Below are 22,540 nucleotides of genomic sequence, written 5' to 3'. Positions count from 1 at the left end.
GGGCGTACCGGGCTGCCGTGACCGCCGCCACCGCTGCCCCCTGCACCACCACTGCCGCAGATACCGCCGACACCGCTGACACCGCTGACACCGCTACGGAGACGCCATGACGGATCCGATCGCCGCGTCCGACCGAGGCCCCGACCGGGCCCCGGTGAGCGAGCCGGGCCCTCCGGAGGCCAACGCCCCCAACCTCTGGGTGCCGATCGGCGCCCTGCTGCTGGCGATGCTCCTCGCCGCGCTCGACCAGACCATCGTCTCGACCGCCCTGCCCACCATCGTCAGCGACCTCGGCGGCCTCGAACACCTCTCCTGGGTGGTCACCGCCTACATGCTGGCCTCCACCGCGGCCACCCCGCTCTGGGGCAAGCTCGGCGACATGTACGGCCGGAAGGTCTTCTTCCAGGCCTCCATCGTGATCTTCCTGCTGGGCTCGGTGCTCTGCGGCATCGCCCAGAACATGGGCGAGCTGATCGCCTTCCGCGCGCTCCAGGGGTTGGGCGGCGGCGGCCTGATGGTGCTCTCCCAGGCCATCGTCGGCGACCTGGTCGCCCCCCGGGACCGCGGAAAGTACCAGGGCCTCTTCGGCGCGGTCTTCGGCGTCACCAGCGTGCTCGGTCCACTGCTCGGCGGGCTCTTCGTCGACAACCTCAGCTGGCGCTGGGTCTTCTACATCAACGTGCCGGTCGGCGTGGTCGCCCTCGTGGTGATCGCCACCGTGCTGCACGGCGCGGAGGTGAAGCGGAGTCACCGGATCGACTACCTGGGCACGGTGCTGATCGCGTCCGTCGCGACCTGTCTGGTGCTGATGACCTCGCTCGGCGGCACCACCTGGGCATGGGGCTCGTGGCAGATCGTCGGGCTGGGCGTGCTCGGCGTGCTGCTGCTGGTCGCCTTCGTCCTGGCCGAGCGGGCGGCGGCCGAACCCGTCCTGCCGCTGCGCCTCTTCAGGTCCCGGACGTTCAGCCTGGTGGCCGTCATCTCCTTCGTCATCGGCTTCGCGATGTTCGGCGCGCTGACCTACCTGCCCACCTTCCTCCAGGTGGTCATGCAGGTCTCGCCGACCATGTCGGGCATCCACATGCTGCCGATGGTGCTCGGCATGCTCGCCACGTCGATCGGTTCCGGTCAGATCGTGGCCCGCACCGGCCACTACCGGGCGTTCCCGATCGCCGGGACGGCTGTCACCGTCGTCGGCCTGCTGCTGCTCTCCCGGCTGGACGAGCACAGCAGCACCTTCGAGATGAGCTGCTACTTCCTGGTCTTCGGCCTCGGACTGGGCCTGGTGATGCAGGTCCTGGTGCTGATCGTGCAGAACTCGGTCGGGTACGAGGACCTGGGCGTCGCGACCGCGGGCGCCACCTTCTTCCGCTCGATCGGCGCCTCCTTCGGCGTCTCGATCTTCGGGACGATCTTCGCGTCCGGGCTGAACGACCGGCTGCGGACCGCTCTGGCGGGCGCCACGCTGCCACCCGGTTTCAACCCCGACGCGATCACCTCGGACCCGCGCGTCATCAGCGGCCTGCCGGCCGCGACGCAGGCCGACATCTACCACGCGTACGCGGAGTCGATCACCCGGGTCTTCCTCTACGCGGTGCCGGTCGCCGTGGTGGCGTTCGTGCTCTCGCTGTTCCTGAAGGAGCAGAAGCTGCGGACCACCGTGACCGCCCCCGACCTCAGCGAGTCGATCGGCCTCAACCCGGTGCAGCGCTCCTCGCTGGACGAGATCAGCCGGGCGCTGTCCGTGCTGAGCAGCCGGGAGGCCCGGCGCGACCTGTTCAAACGGATCACCGCCACCGCGGGGCTCGACCTGAAACCCGCGTCCAGCTGGCTGCTGCTCCAGATGCACCACCAGGGGTCGGTCGAGCCCGCCGAACTGGCGGAGCGTCGGATCGTGCCGTTCGCGGTGGTCGAGGAGGCGGTGCGGGAGGTCGAGGGCAACGGCCTGGCGTCCCGCACCGGCGGCCTCCCGCTGCGGCTCACCGAGCCGGGCGAGGAGGTGGCGCTCAAGCTGGTCGCCGCCCGCCGGGAGCAGCTCGCGGACCTGTTGGGCGACTGGGACGAGAAGCAGTTCGACGACCTCGCCGCACTGCTCACCCGGCTCTCCTCGACGCTCTGCGCCGACCGCCGCGACCGCCCGGACCCGGTCGGGCACGAGCTGCCCTACCACGGCGAGGGCCGCTCCTTCTGACGCTCCCTCTCCTCTCTCTTCTTCCTCCCCTCCTTCCTCTCTCTCCCCTTCCTCCCCTCTCTCCCCGTCGCCCCTCGCTACGGGGCCCCGAACCAGCGCGGGGTGTCCAACCGGAACGGGTCCCCGGGCGCGAGGGTGCGCAGGGCCACCTCCAGGGCACGCAGGTGTTCCTCGCCGCCGAGGGTCGCGGACCACTGGCCGCGCAGCTCCTCGAAGATCCGGGCGGAGCGGACGAGGCAGTCGACACCGCGGGGGGTCAACCTGACCACCTTGCGCCGGGCGTCGGCCGGATCGGTCCCGCGTTCGACGTAGCCGAGCTGTTCGAGGTGCTCGACGGTCTTGCCGGCGGCCTGCTTGGAGACGCCGAGGCGCCGCCCTAGCTCGACGGCCGTGGTGCCTTCTGGCCCGATCGCCTGGAAGACGAAGCCGTGCATCGGCCGGAGGTCCGGGTGGCCTTCGCGGGCGATGCGCTCGTGCAGCTCGTCGATGATCACCCGGAAGGCGAGCAGCAGGCGGAGCGGCAGCTCGTAGCCGGGCTGCGCCCGGGATTCGGGCGTGGTCCGGGGGGCCTCGTCCTGCTGCGGGTCGTTCTCCCTTGACACGATCGACAACCTCATTGACTATATAGACAACTTGATTGTCCATTGTAGGGGGTCAACCGCTCTTGTCCGTCATCCGCAGTACCGAGGCCCGTCGTACCGAGACGCCCAACGCCGTCATGACCACCTTCGCCTCGCCCGCCCAGGGCGGTACGGGCCTCGCGCTCTGGAAGGTCGAGATGGCATCCGGGAGCTCGGGCCCCCGCCACGCCATGGACACCGAGCAGGTGTGGACCTTCCTCACCGGCTCCGCCGCCGTCGACTTGGCGGGTGAAGCCCTGGCGGTCGCCGCCGGGGACACCCTCGTCCTGCCGGCCGACGTCGTCCGCCGGATGAGCTCCGAGGGCGGCTTCACCGCCGTGGTCGCCTCCCCGACCCCGTCACGGGCCGTCAACCTGGAGACCGGGGACCACGTCGTCCCGCCGTGGATCGCCTGACCTGCGACGGCGATCGACCGGGGTGCTCGCCTGCCGTGCTCGGCCCGCCTTCCCCGACTGAGGGTGCGGAGGTCCGGCCGCTGCGCGGAGGCGTCGGCGGCCGGACCTGTTCCGGGCGGCTACGCGAGACGGTGGCGAAGCCAGGCGAGTCCGTGGGCGCCCAGGGCGTCCCACTGACGCCCGGGCGTCTCGGCGGCGCGGAGGGTCCACAAGCCGGTGAGGATCGCGACGAAGGCCGTGACGGACCGGTGGGGCGCGGCACGCCACAGGGAGACGCCGTCGGCCCACCGCTCGGCGCGCTCGGGAGTGTGCCCTGCCTCGATCAGCCGGACGACCACGTAAGCCGTGTCGGCCCATGCGGCGCCGGGGGCGGGGAAGGCCCAGTCGACGACGCGCACGGCTGCGCCGTCCACGAGGAGGTTCGGGCCGGTCAGATCGGTGTGGACCAGGGTCTTGCCGTCGATCAGGTCGGGTGCTTCGCGTTCGGCCAGGACCAGCGTGTCCAGCCGTGCCACGGTCCACGGATCGAGTCGGTCCCGGTGCCGGTTACCGAGGTGGTGCCAGAAGTCCTGTCCCGACCACCGATCGGCCAGGCTGAAGGCGCGCAGGGGCGGCGCCGGGGTCAGTGTTCCGGCGAGCGTCTCCAGCGTCCGGGCGACCAACGGCAGGTCGGCGGACCCCGGAGAAAGATCCGCGTGCCTGCCGGGAGCGTGCTCGAACCCCAGGGCCAGCCAGCCGCCGGCCTCGACCTTCCAGAGCATGCGGGGCGCGATGTGCGGCGGCAGCACGGAGTTCACGACGGACTCCAGGCGGTGCATCCACGCCTTCGGGTTGTCCTCGCGCACGGCCTTGCAGAAGACCGGCCCGCCGGTCGTCTCCAGCGTGGCGGCGAAGTCGGACACCGTTCCCGCCGGGGGAGGCACGGCGGCGGTCACCGTACCGGTCCGCCCTTCGATGCTGATGCGCAGGGCGTCCGGTAGCTGCTTCCAGATGTCGGCCATCGGGGGTTCCTCGGGGTCGGGCCCGCCCGGTCCCGGACCGCAGCGCTGGGCGGGCGATCTGATCGGCTCCTAGCTGCTGTGGCAACCGCGGTGGCACTGCGAGCAGTTACCGCTGCCGCTGGTGTCGCTTCCGTCTCCTCCGCTGCCCTCGGAACACTCGGCGGACATGCTCCACAGTTCGGGGTCCACGGCGTACCCGCTCGCCCCGATGACGGCCGCCGTGGTGGCGATGCCGACGCCTTCGGCGGACTCGCCCGCGCCCTCGGTCGGCACGTGGTGGAGGAACCGGCCGGACAGCGAGCGGCAGAACTCGGCGTAGTCGGTGGTGTGCAGGATGAACGTGTGCCATCCGATGTCCACCAGGCTCGACGGGGCGAGCCTGGCGCCGGGGTTGACTGCGCACGCTCCCAGGAAGGCGAGGGCCTGGTCCATGACTCGCTCGGCGAGCGCGAGGTCCATCTCCTCCTCTCCGGCGATCCGGGTGACCATCCGCTCGAACAGGGCCGGGTCGACGAGGGACCGGCCCGTGATCCGCTCCGTGCTGATCGACATCATGTGGACTCTCCTGACTCTGAGGTCGGACCCGATCCGCTTCTGCGGCCATGGATCCTGCAGTCCGCCATCGGGGACGGACGGGCGGGGCTCTGCGCGGCGGCGGTCCGAGGAACCCGAATCTCGGCGATGCGCGCGGTCGGCCTTGCGGACACGGGTCGGCAGTGCCGCCCGCCGTTGACGCTGCTCGGTCGTCAACGGCGCATCGCCGAGACCTTCGTGGGTGAGGACCGGCCGGGGGCGGCGGATCCTTCAGGGGGTACGGGTGGGCCTTCCGCGTCGGTCGAAGCTCCTTGGCCGGCACGCTATGCCTGCGGGAACCACCGATGGGCCTGTGATTCTCGAATATTCCAGGGCTCGCGGGCCGGATGCGCGAGGATTCCTCAGACGGCTCCGAGTGCCCTACGGCACCGCGCCAGAACCCTGTGGGCGTCCGGTCCGAAGACGGCTGCGCCGGCCATCGTTTCCCAGGCACGCGCGTACAGGGCCACGTTCTCCGCCTGGTCCAGCCACAGTTCCGCGTGCCAGTCCTCGACAATGACAAGCCGTTCGTCATAGATCCAGAAGCCGTTGGCGGGCGGAAGGGTGAGCTGGGCCTCGAACGGCACGATGCCCAGGGTGACGGTGTCCAGACCGATCACGCCGCTGAGCCGGTCCAACTGAGCGGCCATGACGGCGGGCGGGCAGAGCCGGGCACGCAGCGCGGCCTCCCACATGACGATGCGGTACTGCTTGCCCGGCCGGTAGAGGGTTTCCTGCCGTCGAACGCGGGCTCGTACCGCCTCCTCGACATCGCGCGGCGACCGGTGGAGGTCCACGTACGCGTTGAACACGTGTCGGGCGTAGTCGGCCGTCTGGAGCATGCCGACGATCATGGAGCCTTCCCAGGCGCGCATGACCGTCGACCGCTCGTACTCGATCGTCAGCGTGTCCTGCACCGGCCGGTGTCCGGCCGCGAGTTGCCGTCGCCATGACCGGGACTGCGACTCGAACGCCCGCAACCTGGACGTCAGTTCGGGCCCCGCGCCAGGCCGGCCGACACCCGTTGCCCAAGCCCTGAGGTCGTCGTGGGTGGCGGTCTGTCGGCCGGTCTCCAGCTTGCTGACCTTGGACTGGGTCCAGCCCAGGTGCTCGGCCAGTTGCCGGCCCGTGAGACCGCCCTCGGTGCGCAGCTCGCGGAGCCGCAGGCCGAGGGCGATTCTCGCTTGTCGGAAGTCGGTGGTCACACGCCGGACGGTACCCCGGCGGCGAACGCCCGATGCGGCGTGGCGAAGTGCCGGGCAGCGTCCCGGACCTGGCAGGCGCGAGCCACCCGAACCGGGTCGGTGATCAGCTCCACGCCGGTCAGATCGTCGTCGGGGTCGGTGACGGCGTCGCCCTGCACCAGCACCTCTCCGGTCTCGACATCCTCGTAGAGCGTCGGGCATCCGTTGTTCCCCGAGTTGCTTCCGATGTACCGCAGTCGTCGGCTCACAGCCGCTCCCCTCGCTGTCGGTCAGGCCGAATCAGGATGCCGTGGAATCGGTCCGAGAACGGCGTTGATTCTCGAATATTCCCCTGAGGCGACAGAAGACCCCGTCCGGCCGGTGAAGGCCGGACGGGCACGGGCCGTTGCTCGTCGGCGATCCATGGAGACAAGACCGGTGGTGCGCGCCGAACCGGGGACCACGTCGTCCCGCCGTGGATCGTCTGACCTGCGACGCTTCGTCCGCGTGAGGTGTAGCAGACTGCCTTCTCAGTGAACAGGGCCCGCACCCCGACCTTGCGTCGGGGGCGGGCGGACGAGGAGGTACGGCGTGTCCGTCGTCAAGATCAATGTCCTGACCGTCCCCGCTGAGCAGCGGGAGGTGCTGGAGAAGCGCTTCGCCGCCCGGGCCGGTGCGGTGGAGAACTCGGACGGCTTCGAGTACTTCGAGCTGCTCCGCCCGGTCGAGGGCACCGACCAGTACCTCGTCTACACCCGCTGGCGCGACGAGGAGTCCTTCCAGGCCTGGCTCGCCGGGCCCATGCAGGCGGCCCACCGCCAGGGCCCGCCGGCCGCCGAGGGCGAGGCCCCGCAGCGCCCGGCCGCCAGCGGCTCCACCCTGTGGTCCTTCGACGTGGTGCAGTCCGCCGGCCCGAAGGTCTGAGGCCGGCTGCTCCTGACGGTGCGCCCCGGACGGCTCGTCCGGGGCGCACCGTCGTCGGGTCCCGCTCCGCGGCTGCGGGCGAGGTGCGTGTCGAGCCGGTCGGTGCCGGGGCATTGCGCGTTGTGGAGTGTCGGCGTGCGCCGGGGTGAGTGCGCGTGCGCCGCCCGATCGGGTGATCCGGATGGGGTTTCCGGGGCGGTCTGCTGGATTAGCGTGATCATTGCGCTCAGCAGCAGCGTTCCAAGGAAAACCCCGGCGGTGCGCCAACACCCCGGGGAACGGCACCAGGAGAAAGCGCTCCACGATGCAGATCAATCGTATCCCCAAGCACGCGCCCGGGTGCACGATCCTCGACAACGGGCATGTCGTGCGAAAGCACTCGCTCAGCTGGGCGGCCCGTGGGCTGCTCGGGTACCTCCTCAGCCTGCCCGACGGGGCGCGGGAGGACGTCCGGACCCTGGCCGCGAAGAGCGTCGAGGGCCGGGCGACGGTGGCCCGGGCGTTGCGCGAGTTGGAGGAGGCCGGGCACTACGTCCGCCGGACCTCGCGCGATCCCCTCACGGGCCGGGTCCGGACGCTGGTCTCGGTGCACGAAGTCCCGGTGGTGGGAAAGGCCGTTCACACGGTGCCGCCGGTTCCCGCGTTCCCGGCCGCCGGGCCGGCCGGAGCCGGTGCGGCAGGCGCCGGGAAGGCGGGAGGCCCTTCCTCGAAGGCAAGGACGACGAGGGAGAAGGAAGCCGGGAAGCCTTCCGTCCGGGACGGGCAGGCCGGTCGCGGCGCCGCCCCGGACGACCGAGGGCCTGGGCCTGTTGATCGAACTCGGCCGCCGGGATCCGCGGTTGGCGCTGGCGGGGAAGCCGTTGACGGACCAGGCCGCCCGGGTGGAGGGCCTGCTGGCGGGCGGCTGGGCGCCGGACGCCCTGGCCAGCATCCTGTCCGCCCCGCTGCCGGAGAAGGTCACCCGCAGCGTCGGGGCGATCCTCGGCGCCCGGTTGCTGGGTGTCCCGCCGGTCCCGCCGGTCCCGCCGGTCCCGCCGGTGCCGCCGGTCTCAACGGGCCTGCGGACGGCGGGTGTCGGGGTGGCCGTGGTCCCGGGTCAGAGGCGGCACCACGAGTGTCCGGGGCGGGGCGGCATGTGCGGGCGCCATGTCGGCGGAGCGGGGAAGCTCTGCGCCGGTTGCCGCGGCTCCCGGTAGCGCGGATCCGACCCCGGGAGAACCCCGATGCCCTGGGGCGCCGCCGTCAGTCCTCCCGCGGCGGGTGGAAGGCGACCGGGGCGGCGAAGGCTGCGCGGCGGGTGGCCCGGCGCAGGGCGCGCAGGACGGGGGTGCCGAGGGTGAGGCAGAGGGTGACGGTGAGAACGGCGCGGGGGAGGTCCCACCCGAGCGAGGTGGTGAGGCAGTAGACGGCGAACCGGACCAGGTTGTCGGAGAGCGGGTCGCCCGGGACGAAGGAGATCGAGCTCGCGAGCCCGGCGATGTAGGGCCAGCCCTGGAGGTTCATGATCATGCCGTAGAGGAGGGACGCCCCCGCCCCGTAGACGGCGAGCATGACGAGCTCGCGCCGGCCGCGCACGCGGTCCGGGCCCGGGAGGAGCCCCGCGCCGAGGCTCACCCAGCCCATGGCGAGCATCTGGAACGGCAACCAGGGCCCCACCCCGCCGGTCAGCAGGGCGGAGGCGAACATCGAGAGCGCGCCGAGCACGAAGCCGAAGCCCGGACCGAGGACCCGTCCGGCGAGCACCATCAGGAAGAACATCGGCTCCAGCCCGGCCGTGCCCGCCCCGAGCGGTCGCAGGGCGGCGCCGGCGGCGGCCAGCACGCCCAGCAGGGCGACCGCCTTCGCGTCCAGGCCGGGGGCGCCGCCGCCCGCCGTGCGTCCCTCGGAGATCTGGGCGACGACGACGGCGAGGAGCAGCGGGAGGAGCAGGGCGAACAGCCAAGGGGCGTCGGTGGAGTGGCCGACCAGGGCCGATTCGGCGGAGGCGAGCAGCGGCCACCCGAACGCGGCCACCCCGACCAGCGAGGTGAGGAGGAGGGCCGTGATCGAGCGACGACCGAGCGGGACGGGACGGTTCAGGCCGTTCTTGCTCATTCCGCGACCTCGGCGAGGGCGCGGGCGACCTGGGGGACGGTGAGCCAAGGGCCCGGAGCGAGCACCTTGGCGACCTGCGGGGCGAACGCCGGTGAACCGAGTACGACTTCGGGCGTCGGGCCGTCCGCGACGATCTCGCCCTCGGCCAGGATGGCCGTGCGGTGGGCGAGTTCGGCGGCCAGCTCGACGTCGTGGGTGGCGAGGAGGACGGCGTGGCCGTCGGCGGCCAGGTCGCGCAGGATCTCGACGAGCCGGGCCTTGGCCGCGTAGTCCAGGCCCCGGGTGGGTTCGTCCAGGAGGATGAGCGGCGGGCGGGCGGTGAGCACCACGGCCAGGGCCAGGGTGAGGCGCTGGCCCTCGGAGAGGTCGCGGGGGTGGGCGGCGTCGGCGAGGCCGGGCAGCAGGCGTTCGACGAGGGCGCGGCAGGTGCCGGGTTCGGCGCCCGCGTCGCCGTCGGCGGCGGCGCACTCGGCGGCGACGCTCTCCCCGTACAGCAGGTCGCGCGGGTCCTGCGGGACGAGGCCGACGTGGCGGATCAGGTCGGCGGGCCGGGTGCGGTGCGGGGTGCGGCCACCGACCGTCACGGTGCCGGAGGCCGGCGCGTGCAGGCCGACCAGGGCGCCGAGCAGGGTGGACTTGCCCGCCCCGTTGCGCCCCATCAGGGCGGTGATCTCGCCCGCGTGGAGGGTGAGGTCGACGCCGCGCAGCGCCGGGACGGAGCCGCGACGGACGGCCAGGCGGCCGGCCTCGGCCAGGACCGTGCCGAGGGGGGCGGGGGATCCGGTGGGGTGGTGGCCGTCCAGGCGGGTGCGGAGGCCGGCGGCCCGGCGGCGGGCGTCGCGGACGGACAGCGGGAGCGGGTGCCAGCCGGCCAGCCGGCCGAGTCCGACCACCGGCGGGTGGACCGGCGAGTGCGCCATCACCTCGGCGGGTTCGCCGAGAACGGGCGGCGCGCCGGGGGTCAGCAACAGGACCTGGTCGGCGTACTGGACCACGCGCTCCAGCCGGTGCTCGGCCATCAGCACGGTGGTGCCCAGGTCGTGGACCAGCCGCTGGAGCACGGCCAGTACCTCCTCGGCGGCGCTCGGGTCCAGGGCGGAGGTGGGCTCGTCGAGGACCAGGACGCGCGGGTGGACGGTGAGCACCGAGCCGATGGCGACGCGTTGTTGCTGGCCGCCGGAGAGCGAGGTGAGCGCCCGGTCGCGCAGGCCGGCGAGGCCGAGCAGGTCGAGGGTCTCCTCGACGCGCCGCCGCATCACGTCCGGAGGGAGGCCCAGCGACTCCATGCCGTAGGCGAGTTCGTCCTCGACGGTGTCGGTGACGAAGTGCGCCAGCGGGTCCTGGCCCACGGTGCCGACCAGGTCGGCGAGTTCGCGGGGGCGGTGCTCGCGGGTGTCGCGCCCGCCGACGGTGACCCGGCCGTGCAGCACGCCGCCGGTGAAGTGCGGGACGAGGCCGCTGACCGCACCCAGCAGGGTGGACTTGCCGGAACCCGACGGGCCCACCAGAAGGCAGAGTTCGCCCTCGGGAACGGTCAGGTCGACGCCGCTGAGCGCGGGCGCGTCGGTGTCGGAGTACTGGACGGTGACCTGCTCGAAGGTGATCACGAGGCCCTCCGGGGCGGGGTCGGTGCGTCGTTCGGGTCGGTGCCGGTGCCGGTGCCGGTGCCGGTGCGGGTGCCGGTGCCGGTGCCGGTGCGGGCCCCGGTGTCCGGTCCGGGATCCGGCGGCGGGCCGGTGTCCGCGCCGGCCGGGCCGGTCGCCGTGGTGGGGCGCGGCACCGGGGTGACGAACGCCGGCACCAGACCGACCAGGACGGCCAGGACGGCGGTCAGCGGCAGGACGGGGACGGTCGGCGGCACCACGGTGGGTGCGAAGGCGGCCGGGTAGCCGGCGGCGAGCCACGTCGTCAACGCGGCCACGGCCGTGCCCGATCCGGCGGTCAGCCACTCGGGCAGCGCCCACGGGTCCGGGCGGTAGCGGGTCCGGACGGAGCGCCGGCTGCCCAGCAGGAGTCCGGTGAAGGCGGCGGCCAGGCCGAGGAGGAGCACGGGCACCGCCCAGCCGGCGCCGCCCGCCGTCAGCAGGCCGTACGCGGCGAGGCAGATGCCGAGCAGCCCGGCCAGGGTGAGTGCGGCGGTGGCCCGGGCCAGCCGGCGCGGAACGTCGGCGGTGCGGCCGAACCCGCGGGTGTCCATCGCGGCGGCCAGCGCCACCGAACGCTCCAACGCCCCTTCGAGGACGGGCAGTCCGACGCTCAGGACGGCGGCGACCCCGCGGTCGCTGCGCCCGCGCAGACGGCGGGCGGCGCGCAGTCGTTGGATGTCGGCGACCAGGTTCGGCGCGAAGGTCATCGCCACCACGACGGCCACGCCCGCCTCGTAGAGCGCACCGGGGAGGGTGCGCAGCAGACGGGCCGGGCTGGCCAGGGCGTTGGCGGCGCCGACGCACACCAGCAGGGTGGCCAGCCGGAGCCCGTCGTACAGCGCGGCGAGGAGCCCCTCGGCGGTGACCCGGCCGCCGATCCGCACCCCCTGCGCCCAGGCGGGAAGGGGCACTTCGGGGAGGGTGAACAGGACGTGGGTGCCGGGGACCGGCGAACCGAGGAGGACGGCGAAGACGAGGCGGATGCCGAGCACGAGGAGGCCGAGGCGGAGGAACGTGCCGTAGGAGCGCGACCACGGCGCGTCGGTGCGGCGGGCGGCGACCACGTAGCCGGCGACGGCGGCGAGGAGGAGCAGGAGGAGGGGGTTGGTGGTCCGGGTGGCGGCGGCGCCCAGGCCGAGTGCCCACAGCCACCAGGCCCCGGGGTGCAGTTGGCGGGGGCCTGGCGCCGGTCGGCGGCGGGCGGCACGGGGTGGGGGCACGGTGGGGTCCTGGGGAGCGGGGGTCGGGGGAGCCGGGGCGGGGCGGGGTGGGACCTTCCGGGCGGGTCGGTCCGGTCCGGTCGACGGACGTCGGTCGGTCTACGGGGCGGGGCGGCGGTGACCCGGTGCGCGGACGGCCGTCGTCCTCATCGGCGGCGGCGCGTCTGGTGGACGGCGCCCGCCACGAGGAGGGCGATGAGGGCGACGCCGGCGATCACGCCGAGGTCGGGGCCGCCGATGCCGGACGAGGCGTCGTCGTGCGAGTCGGTCCCGGAGCCGCTTCCGGCTGCGTTCCCGGACCCGCCGACCGGCGTGGTGCCGGCGGCGGCCGGCCGGTCGGCGTTGCCGAGCTGCTCGCCGCAGCCGGTCCGCGGGTAGCCGGCGATGGCGCAGAGCAGCCCGTTGCCGTCGTACCGCAGCGGCGGTGCGACGGTGGCCAGCACCTCCGCCGAGGTGGCCCGGGCGCTGACGACGGCGCAGGCGGTGCGCGGTTCGGGCGGGGTCTCGCGGGCGGGTGCGTCGGCGGGGTCGCCGAAGTCCAGCACTACGGCGACCCGCTTGCGCCCGCTCTGTTCCGGGGTCGCCCCGCAGACGGCCGCGAAGTCCCCCGGGGTGCCGGGTCGCGCGGCCTCCTGGCCGCCGTCCGGGCTGACGGCGAACCGCCAGCCCTCGACGGCGCCGTCCGGTGGGACGTGCACGGCGGGCCCCTGCTGCTGGTAGGCCCAACCGCTGCCGGACCACTTCCAGAACGACCAGTACCGGTACCCGGCCGCCTGAGCGGGAGCCGCTCCGAGCACCAGCAGGATCAGCACCCCGGTGACCAGCCCGGCGAGGAACCGGACGGCCGCGGGCGCCACCCGCCGCCAGCACTGCCGTCGTCGCTCGGCGGCCGAGAGCCCGGCAGCGGGGCCGCCCCCGTCGCCGGGCGCACCCGAGCCGGGCGCACCCGGCGACGGGGAGGAGCCGGCCACCCGGGGGTGGCCGGCCAACGGGGCGGGGTCGGTCACGGCCTGGCGCCGCGCTTGCGCTGGAGGCTCAGCAGCAGGCCGCCGCCGATGCCGATGAGCAGGCCGATGCCGAGCACCCAGTACGTGCTGAGGCCGCCGCCGTCGTCCTTCTTCGCGGTCTCCGACGCGGACGCGGTGGGCGACCCGTTCGCGGCGACGGCCTTGGGAGCCGGGCCGAGGGCGGTCAGCTGGGCGACCAGGTCGCTCCCGCCGAACGTCGCCGGGTCGCGCTGCGCCGCCTGCGCGACCAGCAGCAGCGTGGCGGTGGCGGCGGCGTCGGTGCCGCCCTTGGTCCAGGTGCCGCCCTCCTTCGCCAGCCAGTCCACCGCACCGGCGGCCTGCTGCGGGTGCCCGCCCTGGACCAGGCCGAGCACCGCCCAGGCGGTGGCGGTGTAGTCGGGGGTCGGCGTCGCGCCGGCCAGCTTCAGCATCAGGTGCTGCCCGTCGGACGCGAGCTGCGCGGTCAGGTAGGCGGCCACCGCCTCGCCCGAGTCGGCGCGCGGCACGGGCGCGGCCGTGGCGCCGTCGGTGCAGGTGAGGGGCTTGGGGGCGGCGTCGGTCCGGTTGGTGTTGGTGACCGGGAGCTTCCCGCCGGCCGCGGCGAGCGAGGTCTGGCCGGTGGCCAGGGCGTTCGCCTCGCCCGCGGCGTCCGGGGCGGCCTGGTAGACGAAGGCGCCGCGCTGGTCGGCGGGGGCGGCGCAGCCGAGCTGGAAGGTCGCCAGTCCGTCGAAGGCGTTCTTGCCGGCCTTGGCGACCCCGGCCGGGTCGGCCTTGGCGGCGAACAGGGCGTTCACGGCGAGGCCGGTGGAGTTGGCGTCCCCGGGGTTGCCGGGGTTGTAGGCCCAGGTGCCGTCCGCGTTCTGGTTGGCCTTGAGCCACTGGACGCCCTTGTCGACGGCGTCCTGGTGCCCGCCGAGGGCGACCAGCGCCTGGATCGCCGCGGCGGTCGCGTTGCTGTCCGCCTGCGTGGGGTCGCAGGCGGCCGAGACGTCGGCCCGGTAGGAGAGCCAGCCGCCGTCGGCGCACTGCCGGCCGGTGAGCCAGGAGACGGCGGAGTCGGCCGGGGTCACCTTCGCGGCGGCGAGCGCGGTGAGCGAGAGCGACTGCCGCCACACCGCGTCGTAGGTCGGGTCGCCCTTGCCGTACAGGCCCTCGGGGAGCGCGGTGGCACCGGCGCCGGGGGTGGGGGTGTCGGCGAGCGCCGGGGCGGCGGCGGTGCCGGTGAGCAGCGCGGCGGTCAGGGCGGCAGCGCCCAGGCGGGCGGCGGTGAGCATGGTGGGAGGTGTGCCTTTCGGTGAGCGGTGTCGGCCTGGACAGGCCGTTCCGTAGCCCTCGACGGTGCCCGGCGGTGGTCCGCCCGGCTGGGCCGCTCGCCTCTCCCCGGGCGCTCCGACTCGCCCGGCAGGCGTGGTGCCGGGCTCACGGTTGCGGGGTCAGTGCCGGATTCGCACCGGCTTTCCCCGGAGGAGAAACGGGATGGAATTGTCCTGCATGCCGACTTTAGCCGCCGCGCCGGGCGGGGTGGATCGGGCGGGGCGAGAACACGTTCCAGTCCTGGAGGGGGTGGAGGGGGCGTGGGGGAGAGCGGGCGGAGAACGAGGAGGCGGCGGAGGGGGAGCGTGAAGGGAGGGTGTGCGGCGGGGGCGAGGGCGGAGGGGGCGGGTGGAGCGGGGGCCGCCCCGGGACGGGGCGCCGAGCCCTCAGGGCAGGGTGAGCAGCCGGGCCGCCGTGTGCAGGTCGGCGCGGACCTCGGCGATCGAGGCGCGGCCGGAGAGCCAGGCGACGAGCGCGGCGTGCCAGGTGTGCTCGATCACCCGGACGGCCGCGCGCTGGGCCTCGGTCGGTGGTTCGGACTGGCCGATGGCATCCAGGATCAGCCGGCCGGTGGCGACCGAGACCTGGTCGACCTCGGCGCTCACGGAGCGGTCGGCGAAGGAGAGCGCGCGGACCATGGCCTCGGCGAGCAGCGGTTCGCGCTGGAGGGCGTGGAACGCCCGGGTGAGCGCCTCGGCGACTCGCGGGGCGGGTTCGCGCTCGGCCGGCGGGTGCCGTCGGACCTGCTCCTGGAGGCCGCGCAACTGCTCCAGCATGACCGCCACCAGCAGGTGCACCTTGGACGGGAAGTACCGGTACAGCGTGCCGAGCGCCACCTGGGCGCCCTCCGCGACCTCCCGCATCTGGACCGCCTCGTACCCGCCGCGGGCCGCCAGCGCGGTCGCGGTGCGCAGGATCCGGCGGCGCCGTTCGGCCTGCCGGGCGGTGAGCGGCGGTGTCGGGCCGACGGCGGTCGCGGGCACGTCGGAGACCGGTGCGGCAGGCGGCGCACCGGGTGGCGTGACGGTCGGCAGGGCGGGGGCGGCGGGGGCGGTGGACGTGGGCGGAGGCATGGCGGACGACGGCAAGGGGGCTCCCGGGGCGCGAGAGTGACGGGCTGCTCCGGCGGTGCCCGGCGGCTCCGGGCGGTGTCCGGGCAGTGCCCGGGCGTCCGCTTCCACGGCCGCTCGGGCGACTGTTCGGGCGGGCTGCTCGGGCATGGTGCTCGGGCGTGGCGTGAATCACCAGCCCTGGCTTCTGAGTGGAAGCTACGGGCCGGTATCTTCGAGGTCTCTCATTGTTCACCTGGTTTCCGGCGAACTCCACACCACACTGAAACCTGATCTACTTTAGCGACCGGCAGCACCGACAGCAGCAGAGACGAGGGCCGACGATGACCGCGCAACCGCTGCGGATTGCCCTGCTCTCGTACCGGGGCGACCCGTTCTGCGGCGGCCAGGGCGTGTACGTGCGGCACCTGTCCCGCGAACTGGCCCGCCTCGGCCACCACGTCGACGTGATCGGCGCCCAGCCGTACCCCGTGCTGGACGAGGTCGAGGGGCCCGGTTCGGTCCGCCTGGTCGAGCTGCCCAGCCTGGACCTGTACCGGACGGACGACCCGTTCCGCACCCCGGCGCTGGACGAGTACCGGGGGCCGGTGGACCTCCTGGAGTACGCCACCATGCGCACCGGCGGGTTCCCCGAGCCGCTGACCTTCTCGCTGCGCGCCCGCCAGTACCTGGCCCGGCACCGCGGCCGCTACGACGTCGTGCACGACAACCAGACGCTCGGCTACGGCCTGCTCGGGCTGGCCCGGCACGGCTTCCCGCTGGTCACCACGATCCACCACCCGATCACCGTCGACCGACGGGTCGAGCTGGAGGCGGCGACCAGCAGGATCAGGCGGCTGTCGCTGCGCCGCTGGTACGCCTTCACCCGGATGCAGCGCCGGGTCGCCGCCAGGCTGGACCACATCATCACCGTCTCCGGCACCTCGAAGCGTGAGATCGCCGAGCACCTGGGTGCCGCGCCGGGCGCCGTCTCGGTGGTGCCGATCGGCGCCGACACCCGCCTCTGGTCCCCGTCGGCGACGGTGGACCGGGTGCCCGGGCGGATCGTCACCACCTCCAGCGCCGACGTGCCGCTGAAGGGCCTGGTGCACCTGGTCGAGGCGCTGGGCAAGGTCCGCACCGAGCGGGACGCGCACCTGGTCGTGGTCGGCAAGCCGCAGAAGGGGGACGGGCCGATCGCCGAGGCGGTGCGCCGGTTCGGGCTGGAGCGGCACATCGAGTTCCGGCACGGCCTGACCGACCGGGAGCTGGTCGACCTCTACCGCTCGGCCGAGGTGGCCTGCGTGCCGTCGCTGTACGAGGGCTTCTCGCTGCCCGCCGCCGAGGCGATGGCCACCGGCACGCCGCTGGTCGCGACCACGGGCGGGGCGATCCCCGAGGTGGCCGGCCCGGACGGCGAGACCTGCCTCGCGGTGCCGCCGGGCGACGCGGGCGCGCTGGCGGCGGCGCTCGGGCGGCTGCTGGACGATCCGGCGCTGCGCGCCTCGCTCGGTGCGGCCGGACGCGAGCGGGTGCTCGCACGGTTCACCTGGGAGCGCGCCGCCGAGCTGACCGTCGAGGGTTACCGGGCGGCCATCGCCACCGGGGCCGGCCGGAACGCCCGGTCCGGTCCGGGCTGGCGCTACGTCGCCTGACGGGCGGCCGTCGGGCGGGTCCGCCGGGCCGTCGGTCCGGCGGCGGGTCGGTCTCCGTCGGTGAGCCGGTTCGGGGGTGGGCCGGTTCGGGGGTGGGCCGGTTCGGGGGTGGGCCGATCGGCCGGCGGGTTCGCCCGACGGCCGCCCGGTTCGTGCAACGCGATATCTCTGACTCGGCGTCAGAAACGTTTCCTACCAAGGAATGGGAGCCCGCAGTGCTGACCGTTGATTTCTCGCGCTTCCCGCTCGCCCCCGGCGACCGGGTGCTCGACCTGGGCTGCGGCGGGGGGCGGCATGCGTTCGAGTGCTACCGGCGCGGTGCCAACGTGATCGCCCTCGACCAGAACGCCGAGGAGATCGCCGAGGTCAGGAAGTGGTTCGCCGCCATGGAGCAGGCCGGCGAGGCCCCCGAGGGCGCGTCCGCGGTCGCGATGGAGGGCAACGCGCTGGCCCTGCCCTTCGAGGACGAGTACTTCGACAAGATCATCATCTCCGAGGTGATGGAGCACATCCCGGACGACAAGGGCGTGCTCAACGAGATGTTCCGGGTGCTCAAGCCCGGCGGTCTGCTTGCCGTCACGGTGCCGCGCTGGCTCCCCGAGAAGATCTGCTGGGCGCTGTCCGACGAGTACCACGAGGTCGAGGGCGGCCACATCCGGATCTACCGGGGCGACGAACTGCTCGGCAGGCTCAAGGACGCCGGCCTGGAGCCGTACGGGACCCACCACGCGCACGCGCTGCACTCGCCGTACTGGTGGATCAAGTGCGCGGTCGGCGTGGGCAACGACAAGGCGCTGCCGGTCAAGGCCTACCACCAGCTGCTGGTCTGGGACATCGTCGGCACCCCGGTGATCAGCACCCTCACCAAGGCCGCCGAGCGGGCGCTCAACCCGGTCATCGGCAAGAGCTTCGTCGCCTACGCCTCCAAGCCCCGCCGGTCCGGCGTGACCGCCTCCGCCGCTGCGGGCGCGAACACGGACACGGGCGCGGGCGCGGGCGCGGCGGGCGGCTCGGAGTGACCGCCGCCGTCCCCGAGGTCCTGCTGCTCGACGGCGTGCTCGACGCCGAGCAGGCCGCCGGCACCGTCCGCAGCATCCTCGCCGAGCAGCAACCCGACGGCGCCATACCGTGGTTCACCGGTCACCACCTCGACCCGTGGGACCACACCGAGGCCGCGATGGCCCTGGACACCGCGGGCGAGCACGCCGCCGCCGAGGCCGCCTACCGCTGGCTGGCCGCCCGCCAGAACCCGGACGGCTCCTGGTACGCCGCCTACGCGTACGGCCAGGGCGCCGGGGGTACGGGCGGCGCCGGGGGTGCGGAGACCGCCACCGGCGGCTTCGCGGACGGGGAGGTGTGCAACGCCGCCAAGGAGACCAACTTCTGCGCCTACGTGGCCGTCGGCGTCTGGCACCACCACCTCTCCACCGGTGACGACGCCTTCCTGGACTGGATCTGGCCCACCGTCCGGCGGGCCCTCGACTTCATCGTCGCCCGGCGGCTTCCCGGCGGCCCGATCTCCTGGCGGCTCGACGAGCACGGTGAGGCCGCAGGCGAGGCGCTGCTCACCGGTTCGTCCAGCATCCTGCACGCGCTCCGCTGCGGGCTGGCCGTCGCCGACTACCTGGAGGAGCCGCAGCCCGACTGGGAGCTCGCGGCCGGCCGGCTCCGGCACGCCATCTCCCACCACCCCGAGCGGTTCCTCGACAAGGACCGCTACTCGATGGACTGGTACTACCCCGTCCTCGGCACCGCGCTGCGCGGCCCGGCCGCGCTGGAGCGGATCGAGCGGGACTGGGACCGGTTCGTCGTGCCTGGCCTCGGCGTGCGCTGCGTCAGCGACCGCCCCTGGGTGACCGGCGGCGAGAGTGCCGAACTGGCCATGGCCCTCTGGGCGATCGGCGAGTCCGACCGCGCGGTGGACATCCTGCGCTGGATCCAGAAGCACCTGCGGCACACCGACGGCTCGTACTGGACCGGGTACGTCTTCGAGGACGACGCGATCTGGCCGGAGGAGCGCACCACCTGGACGGCGGGCGCGCTGCTGCTGACGGTCGCGGCGCTGGGCGGGGACCCGGCGACGGTGGCGGTGTTCGGTGGCGACGACCTGCCGACCGGGTTGGTGGTCCAGGACTGCTGCTGAGCCCTGAGCCCCTCGGGGCCGGGGCCGGGGTCGGGGGGCCTGGGCAGGGGGGCCTGGGTCGGGCCGGGGCCCGGCCGGTGCTCGGACCGACGACATGCCGAAGGGGCGGGACCGGATCGCGCCGGTCCCGCCCCTTTCGGTGTCGTGCGTGGTGTTCCCGTGTCGCACGCGGGGCGTGCGGCCGGGTCAGCCGCGCTGGATGCCGGCGGTGTCGACCAGCAGGCCCTGGGTCCCGTCCTGGAGCTGGGCGACCAGCGCGGTGCCGCGCTGCTCGACCGCCAGGTACCAGGTGCCCGGGACGAGGTCGCCGACCGGAGCGCCGACCGGGTTGTCCTTCGGGGCCAGCTGGCGCGGCGCCGGGACGGCGAACCAGAACGGCGCGAAGTCGGACGCGGGCGCCTGCTGGGCGGCGGCCTGCGCCGGCCGGGCCTGCTCGGTCTGCGCCGCGTGCTGGGCGGCGAGGTCCTGCGGCTGACCGGCCTGGGACTGGCCCGGAAGCGGCTGGCCGGGCTGGCCCGCCTGCGCGGCCGGGTAGCCGTAGCCGCCGGGCTGGCCGCCGAACGCCGGGGCCTGCGCCTGGTTCGGGTCCTGGCCGGGGCCCGGGTAGCCGTAGTGGCCGACCGGCTGGCCGGGCTGGCCCGCCTGCGGGGCCGGGTAGCCGCCGCCCGGGTAGGGCTGCACGGCCGGCTTGTCGCTGACCAGCGGGGTCTTGAGCACCGGGATCAGCTGACCCCCGGCGGCCGCGCCGGCCAGCACGATCAGCGCGATGACGGCGAGCCAGGCACCGAAGCCGTGGCCGATGCCCTCCAGGCCGCCACCGAGGGACCAGAGCGCAGCCCAGAGCGCCGCCACCGAGAAGGCGATGCCCCACTGGTCCAGCCGCAGGCCGAGGATCTGGCGGTTGGCGGCGGCCTGGCCCTGGAAGCGCTGCACCAGGATCAGGGCGGCGGCCACGAGGCCGAGCAGGAAGACCGAGGGCAGGACGGGGAACAGGACGCTGTCCCAGGCGTTCGTCGAGGTGTCGCCGCAGTACTTGCCCTTGCACTCGACGGTCCAGTAGGGCAGGAAGGATGCGATGAAGAGCAGGACGGCCGCACCTGCGACGGCGGCGTCTCCCTTGGTGAGAGCGCGCAGATTCACTAACGTTCCCCTCGTTGGTGTGTCGTGGTCGGCGGGTTTCGTGTCGGTGCCCGACGCGGTCGGCTGACCGGCCGGAAAACCCCGAACGGACCAGAAGCCTAGGGCCAACCGCCCGGCGGGTGCACGGCGGGCTCGGGAATGGGGCGAAGTCGTTGCAAACTGCGCGGTTCCGACCCCTGCCGTCCACCGGCCCGCCCACCGGCTGTCGACTCCTCAGGACGCCTGTTGTGCGGCGTACCTCACAGTGTGCTCCACGGCGCGTTCTCGGGGAGCTGCCTGCCGGGTCGCCGCCGCGCTGTTCGCGGCGTCGCCTACCGGGTGGTCAGAAACGTCGTCAACGCGTCGGCGATCCCCTGGGCGGCCTGCTGGCGCCACTGAGGGTCCGTCATTCGACGGGCGTCCGTCGGGTTGCGCATGTTACCGCACTCGATGAACACCTTGGGTACGGTCGACAGATTGAGCCCTCCGAGATCCGAACGGGTGTCCAGCCCCTGACTCGCCGTGTAGTCGGCGTAGGGCTCGCCGGTGGCGGCGCGGAAGCCGTCGCGCAGCAGGAGGCCGAGCCGGTGCGAGGGGGCGACGATCGCCGAGGTGTCCGCCCGGCCGGCGACCACCTTGGCGGGCATGATCACGTGGAACCCGCTGCCGCTCGCCGGGCCGCCGTCGCCGTGCACCGAGACGGCCGCGTCGGCGTGGGCGGTGGTGCCGGCCCTGGCGCGCTCGTCGATGCACGGTCCCCACGGGCGGTCGCCGTCGTGGACCAGCACCACCGTCGCACCCCGTGCGGCGAGGATCGCACGCGCCCGGCGGACCACGTCGAGGGAGTACTCGGCCTCGGTGTAGCCGGCGTTGGTGGAGGTGCCGGTGGTGTCGCACTCCTTGCGGGCGTTGCCGATGTCGACCTGCCGGTTGATCTCGGCGGTGTGCGAGAAGTTGCCGGAGTTGTGGCCGGGGTCGAGCAGGACGGTGCGGCCGGCGAGGGCGGTGGAGGAGGCGGGGGCGGCGCCCGCCGCGGGGGCGGTGGGGGCGCCCGGGGCGGTCGGGGGCGTGCCGGTGGTGGCCGGGGCCGTCGCCGGGGCGTCGGTGGTGGCCGGGGTCGTCGCGGGGGCGCCCGTCGCCGGGGCGAACGGAGTGGCGCCGGACGCCTCGGGAGCGGGTGGTACGGCGCCGGCCGGTGCCGGGGCGGCGGTCACCGGGGCGGTCGGGGCCGAGGCGTGCGTGCCGCGGTCGGGGGAGCCGACCGCCTGCCAGCCCAGCCAGCCGGCCAGACCGAGGGGGCCCAGGACACCGATCACGGTGACGGTGCGCAGCAGGGCGGAGCGCCTGCGGGGCCCGGTCTGCCCGGTCTGCGCGGCCGGTTGAGCCGGTTCAGCCGGTCGAGCCGGTCCGGCCGCGTCGGACGGGTCGGTGGGCGGAGCCGGGTCGGTGGGGCCGGACGGGCCGGGGGTGGTGCGGGTCACGGGTGGTTCTGGTCCTGTTCCTGTGCCGTACGGGGTGGTTCAGATCCGGTCCTGGGTCCGGACGGTCAGGCCGAACTGGTCGGCGATCGTCTTCCACTTCGCCACGAAGTCCTTCTTCGCCTGGGTGGCCCGCGGGTTGAGCTCGTCCGCGCGCTTCTTGTCGGCGGTGTTCGGGGCCGTGCCCGAGCAGCCCTGGGTGGCGACCGCCCGGGCCCAGCTCGCGTACGCCCGGTCGACGTCCGCGGACAGCTGCCACGCGGACGTCAGCGACTGCACCGCCTCCGCGCCGCCGGGCAGGTCGGTGAAGCTCAACGCGGCCAGCTTGGTGAGGAGTTGGTCGCGCTGCTTGGCGCCGTTGTCGAACACCTGGGCGGCGGCGTCGATGTCGGGCTTGGACGGGCAGCTGCTCACCTTCGCGACCGCACTGCCGATCGGCGCCTTCGCGCCCTCGCCCTGGGTCAGCAGCTCGTCCAGCGCCTTGGCCTGCGGCTGGGCGTTCGGGCCGCCCCCGGCGGTCGGGCTGGGGGTCGCGCTCGCGCTCGCCGAGGGGGTGTCGGTCGGGGTCGGTGCGCCGGTGCCGCCGGTGGGCGCCGGGGCCGGCTGGGGGGCCCCGGACGGGGCGGCGCTGTCGGCGGTGGCGGAGGTCGGGGACGGGGCGGCCCGGTCGGTCGTGGAACCGTCGTCCCTGATGGCCCAGAGGATGCCGCCGCCCAGCGCCAGGACGAAGAGCAGGGCGAAGGCGATCAGCAGCGGCGCGCGCTTGCCGCCGCGGTCGTCCTCGTCGTCGACGTCCTCGTAGCCGGTCGGGTGGAGGAGGTCGGCGAGGTCGGCCGGGGGGAGGCCGAAGTATCGGACGGCTCCGGAGAGCTGGAGGAGTGCACGGTCGGGGGGCAGGGCCTGGAC

General features: G+C 74.2%; 20 protein-coding genes, 2 pseudogenes and 1 riboswitch. Of the genes and pseudogenes, 8 read left to right on the top strand and 14 right to left on the bottom strand.

Features of this window, described 5'->3' with window-relative positions:
* Positions 1-106: 106 nt before the first annotated feature.
* Entirely contained in the window at positions 107-2,191 is a 2,085-nt protein-coding gene (locus tag ABZY91_RS31985; protein ID WP_355406472.1) for an MDR family MFS transporter, read from the top strand.
* 77 nt (positions 2,192-2,268) lie between these two features.
* Here the strand turns inward: ABZY91_RS31985 and ABZY91_RS31980 are convergent, their stop codons facing one another.
* A complete protein-coding gene (locus tag ABZY91_RS31980; protein WP_355406483.1) occupies positions 2,269-2,793 on the bottom strand; it encodes a MarR family winged helix-turn-helix transcriptional regulator in 525 nt (174 codons plus the stop codon).
* Between the two features lie 62 nt (positions 2,794-2,855).
* Between ABZY91_RS31980 and ABZY91_RS31975 the strand changes: the two genes are divergently transcribed.
* Entirely contained in the window at positions 2,856-3,227 is a 372-nt protein-coding gene (locus ABZY91_RS31975) for a cupin domain-containing protein (RefSeq protein WP_355406470.1), read from the top strand.
* A 119-nt stretch (positions 3,228-3,346) separates the two neighbouring features.
* On the opposite strand, the gene ABZY91_RS31970 is transcribed toward ABZY91_RS31975, so the two are convergent.
* From ABZY91_RS31970 to ABZY91_RS31955, 4 genes are all read right to left on the bottom strand, one after another.
* The gene (locus tag ABZY91_RS31970; RefSeq protein WP_355406468.1) at positions 3,347-4,228 is read right to left on the bottom strand and encodes a phosphotransferase; all 882 of its coding nucleotides are present in this window, start codon (positions 4,226-4,228) and stop codon (positions 3,347-3,349) included.
* Positions 4,229-4,297: 69 nt separating this feature from the next.
* Positions 4,298-4,783, bottom strand: a complete 486-nt coding sequence (locus ABZY91_RS31965; protein ID WP_355406466.1) for a hypothetical protein — start codon at positions 4,781-4,783, stop codon at positions 4,298-4,300.
* Between the two features lie 380 nt (positions 4,784-5,163).
* The gene (locus ABZY91_RS31960) at positions 5,164-6,006 is read right to left on the bottom strand and encodes a helix-turn-helix transcriptional regulator (RefSeq protein ID WP_355406464.1); all 843 of its coding nucleotides are present in this window, start codon (positions 6,004-6,006) and stop codon (positions 5,164-5,166) included.
* Positions 6,003-6,254 carry a DUF6879 family protein gene (locus tag ABZY91_RS31955; RefSeq protein ID WP_355406462.1) on the bottom strand — a complete coding sequence of 84 codons (252 nt, stop codon included), beginning with the start codon at positions 6,252-6,254 and terminating at the stop codon, positions 6,003-6,005. Before ABZY91_RS31955 ends, ABZY91_RS31960 begins: the two co-directional genes overlap by 4 nt.
* Before the next feature lie 322 nt (positions 6,255-6,576).
* Between ABZY91_RS31955 and ABZY91_RS31950 the strand changes: the two genes are divergently transcribed.
* The 3 genes and pseudogenes from ABZY91_RS31950 to ABZY91_RS31940 all read left to right on the top strand — a co-directional run bounded on the left by ABZY91_RS31950 (position 6,577) and on the right by ABZY91_RS31940 (position 8,105).
* Complete coding sequence (locus ABZY91_RS31950) at positions 6,577-6,909, top strand: antibiotic biosynthesis monooxygenase (protein WP_329951611.1); 333 nt, start codon at positions 6,577-6,579, stop codon at positions 6,907-6,909.
* Positions 6,910-7,213: 304 nt separating this feature from the next.
* Positions 7,214-7,423 (top strand): annotated as a pseudogene (locus tag ABZY91_RS31945) (helix-turn-helix domain-containing protein); the annotation flags it as partial.
* A 295-nt stretch (positions 7,424-7,718) separates the two neighbouring features.
* The gene (locus ABZY91_RS31940; RefSeq protein WP_355406459.1) at positions 7,719-8,105 is read left to right on the top strand and encodes a hypothetical protein; all 387 of its coding nucleotides are present in this window, start codon (positions 7,719-7,721) and stop codon (positions 8,103-8,105) included.
* A gap of 46 nt (positions 8,106-8,151) precedes the next feature.
* Here the strand turns inward: ABZY91_RS31940 and ABZY91_RS31935 are convergent, their stop codons facing one another.
* The 6 genes from ABZY91_RS31935 to ABZY91_RS31910 all read right to left on the bottom strand — a co-directional run bounded on the left by ABZY91_RS31935 (position 8,152) and on the right by ABZY91_RS31910 (position 15,263).
* Positions 8,152-9,003 (bottom strand): ECF transporter S component, encoded by an 852-nt coding sequence (locus tag ABZY91_RS31935; RefSeq protein WP_355406457.1) that lies wholly within the window; start codon positions 9,001-9,003, stop codon positions 8,152-8,154.
* Positions 9,000-10,610: an ATP-binding cassette domain-containing protein gene (locus ABZY91_RS31930; protein WP_355406455.1), complete on the bottom strand. Its 1,611-nt coding sequence runs from the start codon at positions 10,608-10,610 to the stop codon at positions 9,000-9,002. Before ABZY91_RS31930 ends, ABZY91_RS31935 begins: the two co-directional genes overlap by 4 nt.
* Positions 10,607-11,869 carry a CbiQ family ECF transporter T component gene (locus tag ABZY91_RS31925; protein ID WP_355406453.1) on the bottom strand — a complete coding sequence of 421 codons (1,263 nt, stop codon included), beginning with the start codon at positions 11,867-11,869 and terminating at the stop codon, positions 10,607-10,609. Before ABZY91_RS31925 ends, ABZY91_RS31930 begins: the two co-directional genes overlap by 4 nt.
* 146 nt (positions 11,870-12,015) lie before the next feature.
* Positions 12,016-12,876: an SCO2322 family protein gene (locus ABZY91_RS31920; RefSeq protein ID WP_355406451.1), complete on the bottom strand. Its 861-nt coding sequence runs from the start codon at positions 12,874-12,876 to the stop codon at positions 12,016-12,018.
* The gene (locus tag ABZY91_RS31915) at positions 12,873-14,150 is read right to left on the bottom strand and encodes a prenyltransferase/squalene oxidase repeat-containing protein (protein ID WP_355406449.1); all 1,278 of its coding nucleotides are present in this window, start codon (positions 14,148-14,150) and stop codon (positions 12,873-12,875) included. Before ABZY91_RS31915 ends, ABZY91_RS31920 begins: the two co-directional genes overlap by 4 nt.
* Positions 14,151-14,264: 114 nt before the next feature.
* Positions 14,265-14,331: riboswitch (cobalamin riboswitch) on the bottom strand.
* 245 nt (positions 14,332-14,576) lie between these two features.
* Positions 14,577-15,263: a TetR family transcriptional regulator gene (locus ABZY91_RS31910; protein WP_355406447.1), complete on the bottom strand. Its 687-nt coding sequence runs from the start codon at positions 15,261-15,263 to the stop codon at positions 14,577-14,579.
* 320 nt (positions 15,264-15,583) lie between these two features.
* Between ABZY91_RS31910 and ABZY91_RS31905 the strand changes: the two genes are divergently transcribed.
* The 3 genes from ABZY91_RS31905 (at position 15,584) to ABZY91_RS31895 (ending at position 19,037) form a co-directional block, all read left to right on the top strand.
* Positions 15,584-16,894: a glycosyltransferase family 4 protein gene (locus tag ABZY91_RS31905; protein WP_355406445.1), complete on the top strand. Its 1,311-nt coding sequence runs from the start codon at positions 15,584-15,586 to the stop codon at positions 16,892-16,894.
* A 215-nt stretch (positions 16,895-17,109) separates the two neighbouring features.
* Positions 17,110-17,913, top strand: coding sequence for a class I SAM-dependent methyltransferase (locus ABZY91_RS31900; RefSeq protein ID WP_355406443.1), 804 nt, complete (start codon positions 17,110-17,112; stop codon positions 17,911-17,913).
* Positions 17,910-19,037: a prenyltransferase gene (locus tag ABZY91_RS31895; protein WP_355406441.1), complete on the top strand. Its 1,128-nt coding sequence runs from the start codon at positions 17,910-17,912 to the stop codon at positions 19,035-19,037. The genes ABZY91_RS31900 and ABZY91_RS31895 overlap by 4 nt, the downstream gene beginning before the upstream one ends.
* A gap of 186 nt (positions 19,038-19,223) precedes the next feature.
* Here ABZY91_RS31895 and ABZY91_RS31890 read toward each other — a convergent pair whose 3' ends face one another.
* The 3 genes and pseudogenes from ABZY91_RS31890 to ABZY91_RS31880 all read right to left on the bottom strand — a co-directional run.
* Positions 19,224-20,177 (bottom strand): hypothetical protein, encoded by a 954-nt coding sequence (locus tag ABZY91_RS31890; RefSeq protein WP_329951622.1) that lies wholly within the window; start codon positions 20,175-20,177, stop codon positions 19,224-19,226.
* Between the two features lie 311 nt (positions 20,178-20,488).
* A complete protein-coding gene (locus tag ABZY91_RS31885) occupies positions 20,489-21,637 on the bottom strand; it encodes an N-acetylmuramoyl-L-alanine amidase (protein ID WP_355406439.1) in 1,149 nt (382 codons plus the stop codon).
* 39 nt (positions 21,638-21,676) lie between these two features.
* Positions 21,677-22,540, bottom strand: a pseudogene (locus ABZY91_RS31880) (hypothetical protein); the annotation flags it as partial.

It is taken from the genome of Kitasatospora sp. NPDC002965 (assembly GCF_040611255.1).
In the GTDB taxonomy this organism is placed as follows: domain Bacteria; phylum Actinomycetota; class Actinomycetes; order Streptomycetales; family Streptomycetaceae; genus Kitasatospora.
This window is presented reverse-complemented; position numbering and strand designations above follow the sequence as displayed.

What these genes read in the sequence shown, in the direction of transcription:
- ABZY91_RS31985 (WP_355406472.1), top strand. Translation starts at nt 107, where the DNA reads ATGACGGATCCGATCGCCGCGTCCGACCGAGGCCCCGACCGGGCCCCG.
- ABZY91_RS31965 (WP_355406466.1), bottom strand. Translation starts at nt 4,783, where the DNA reads ATGATGTCGATCAGCACGGAGCGGATCACGGGCCGGTCCCTCGTCGAC.
- ABZY91_RS31935 (WP_355406457.1), bottom strand. Translation starts at nt 9,003, where the DNA reads ATGAGCAAGAACGGCCTGAACCGTCCCGTCCCGCTCGGTCGTCGCTCG.
- ABZY91_RS31915 (WP_355406449.1), bottom strand. Translation starts at nt 14,150, where the DNA reads ATGCTCACCGCCGCCCGCCTGGGCGCTGCCGCCCTGACCGCCGCGCTG.
- ABZY91_RS31905 (WP_355406445.1), top strand. Translation starts at nt 15,584, where the DNA reads ATGACCGCGCAACCGCTGCGGATTGCCCTGCTCTCGTACCGGGGCGAC.
- ABZY91_RS31970 (WP_355406468.1), bottom strand. Translation starts at nt 4,228, where the DNA reads ATGGCCGACATCTGGAAGCAGCTACCGGACGCCCTGCGCATCAGCATC.
- ABZY91_RS31910 (WP_355406447.1), bottom strand. Translation starts at nt 15,263, where the DNA reads ATGCCTCCGCCCACGTCCACCGCCCCCGCCGCCCCCGCCCTGCCGACC.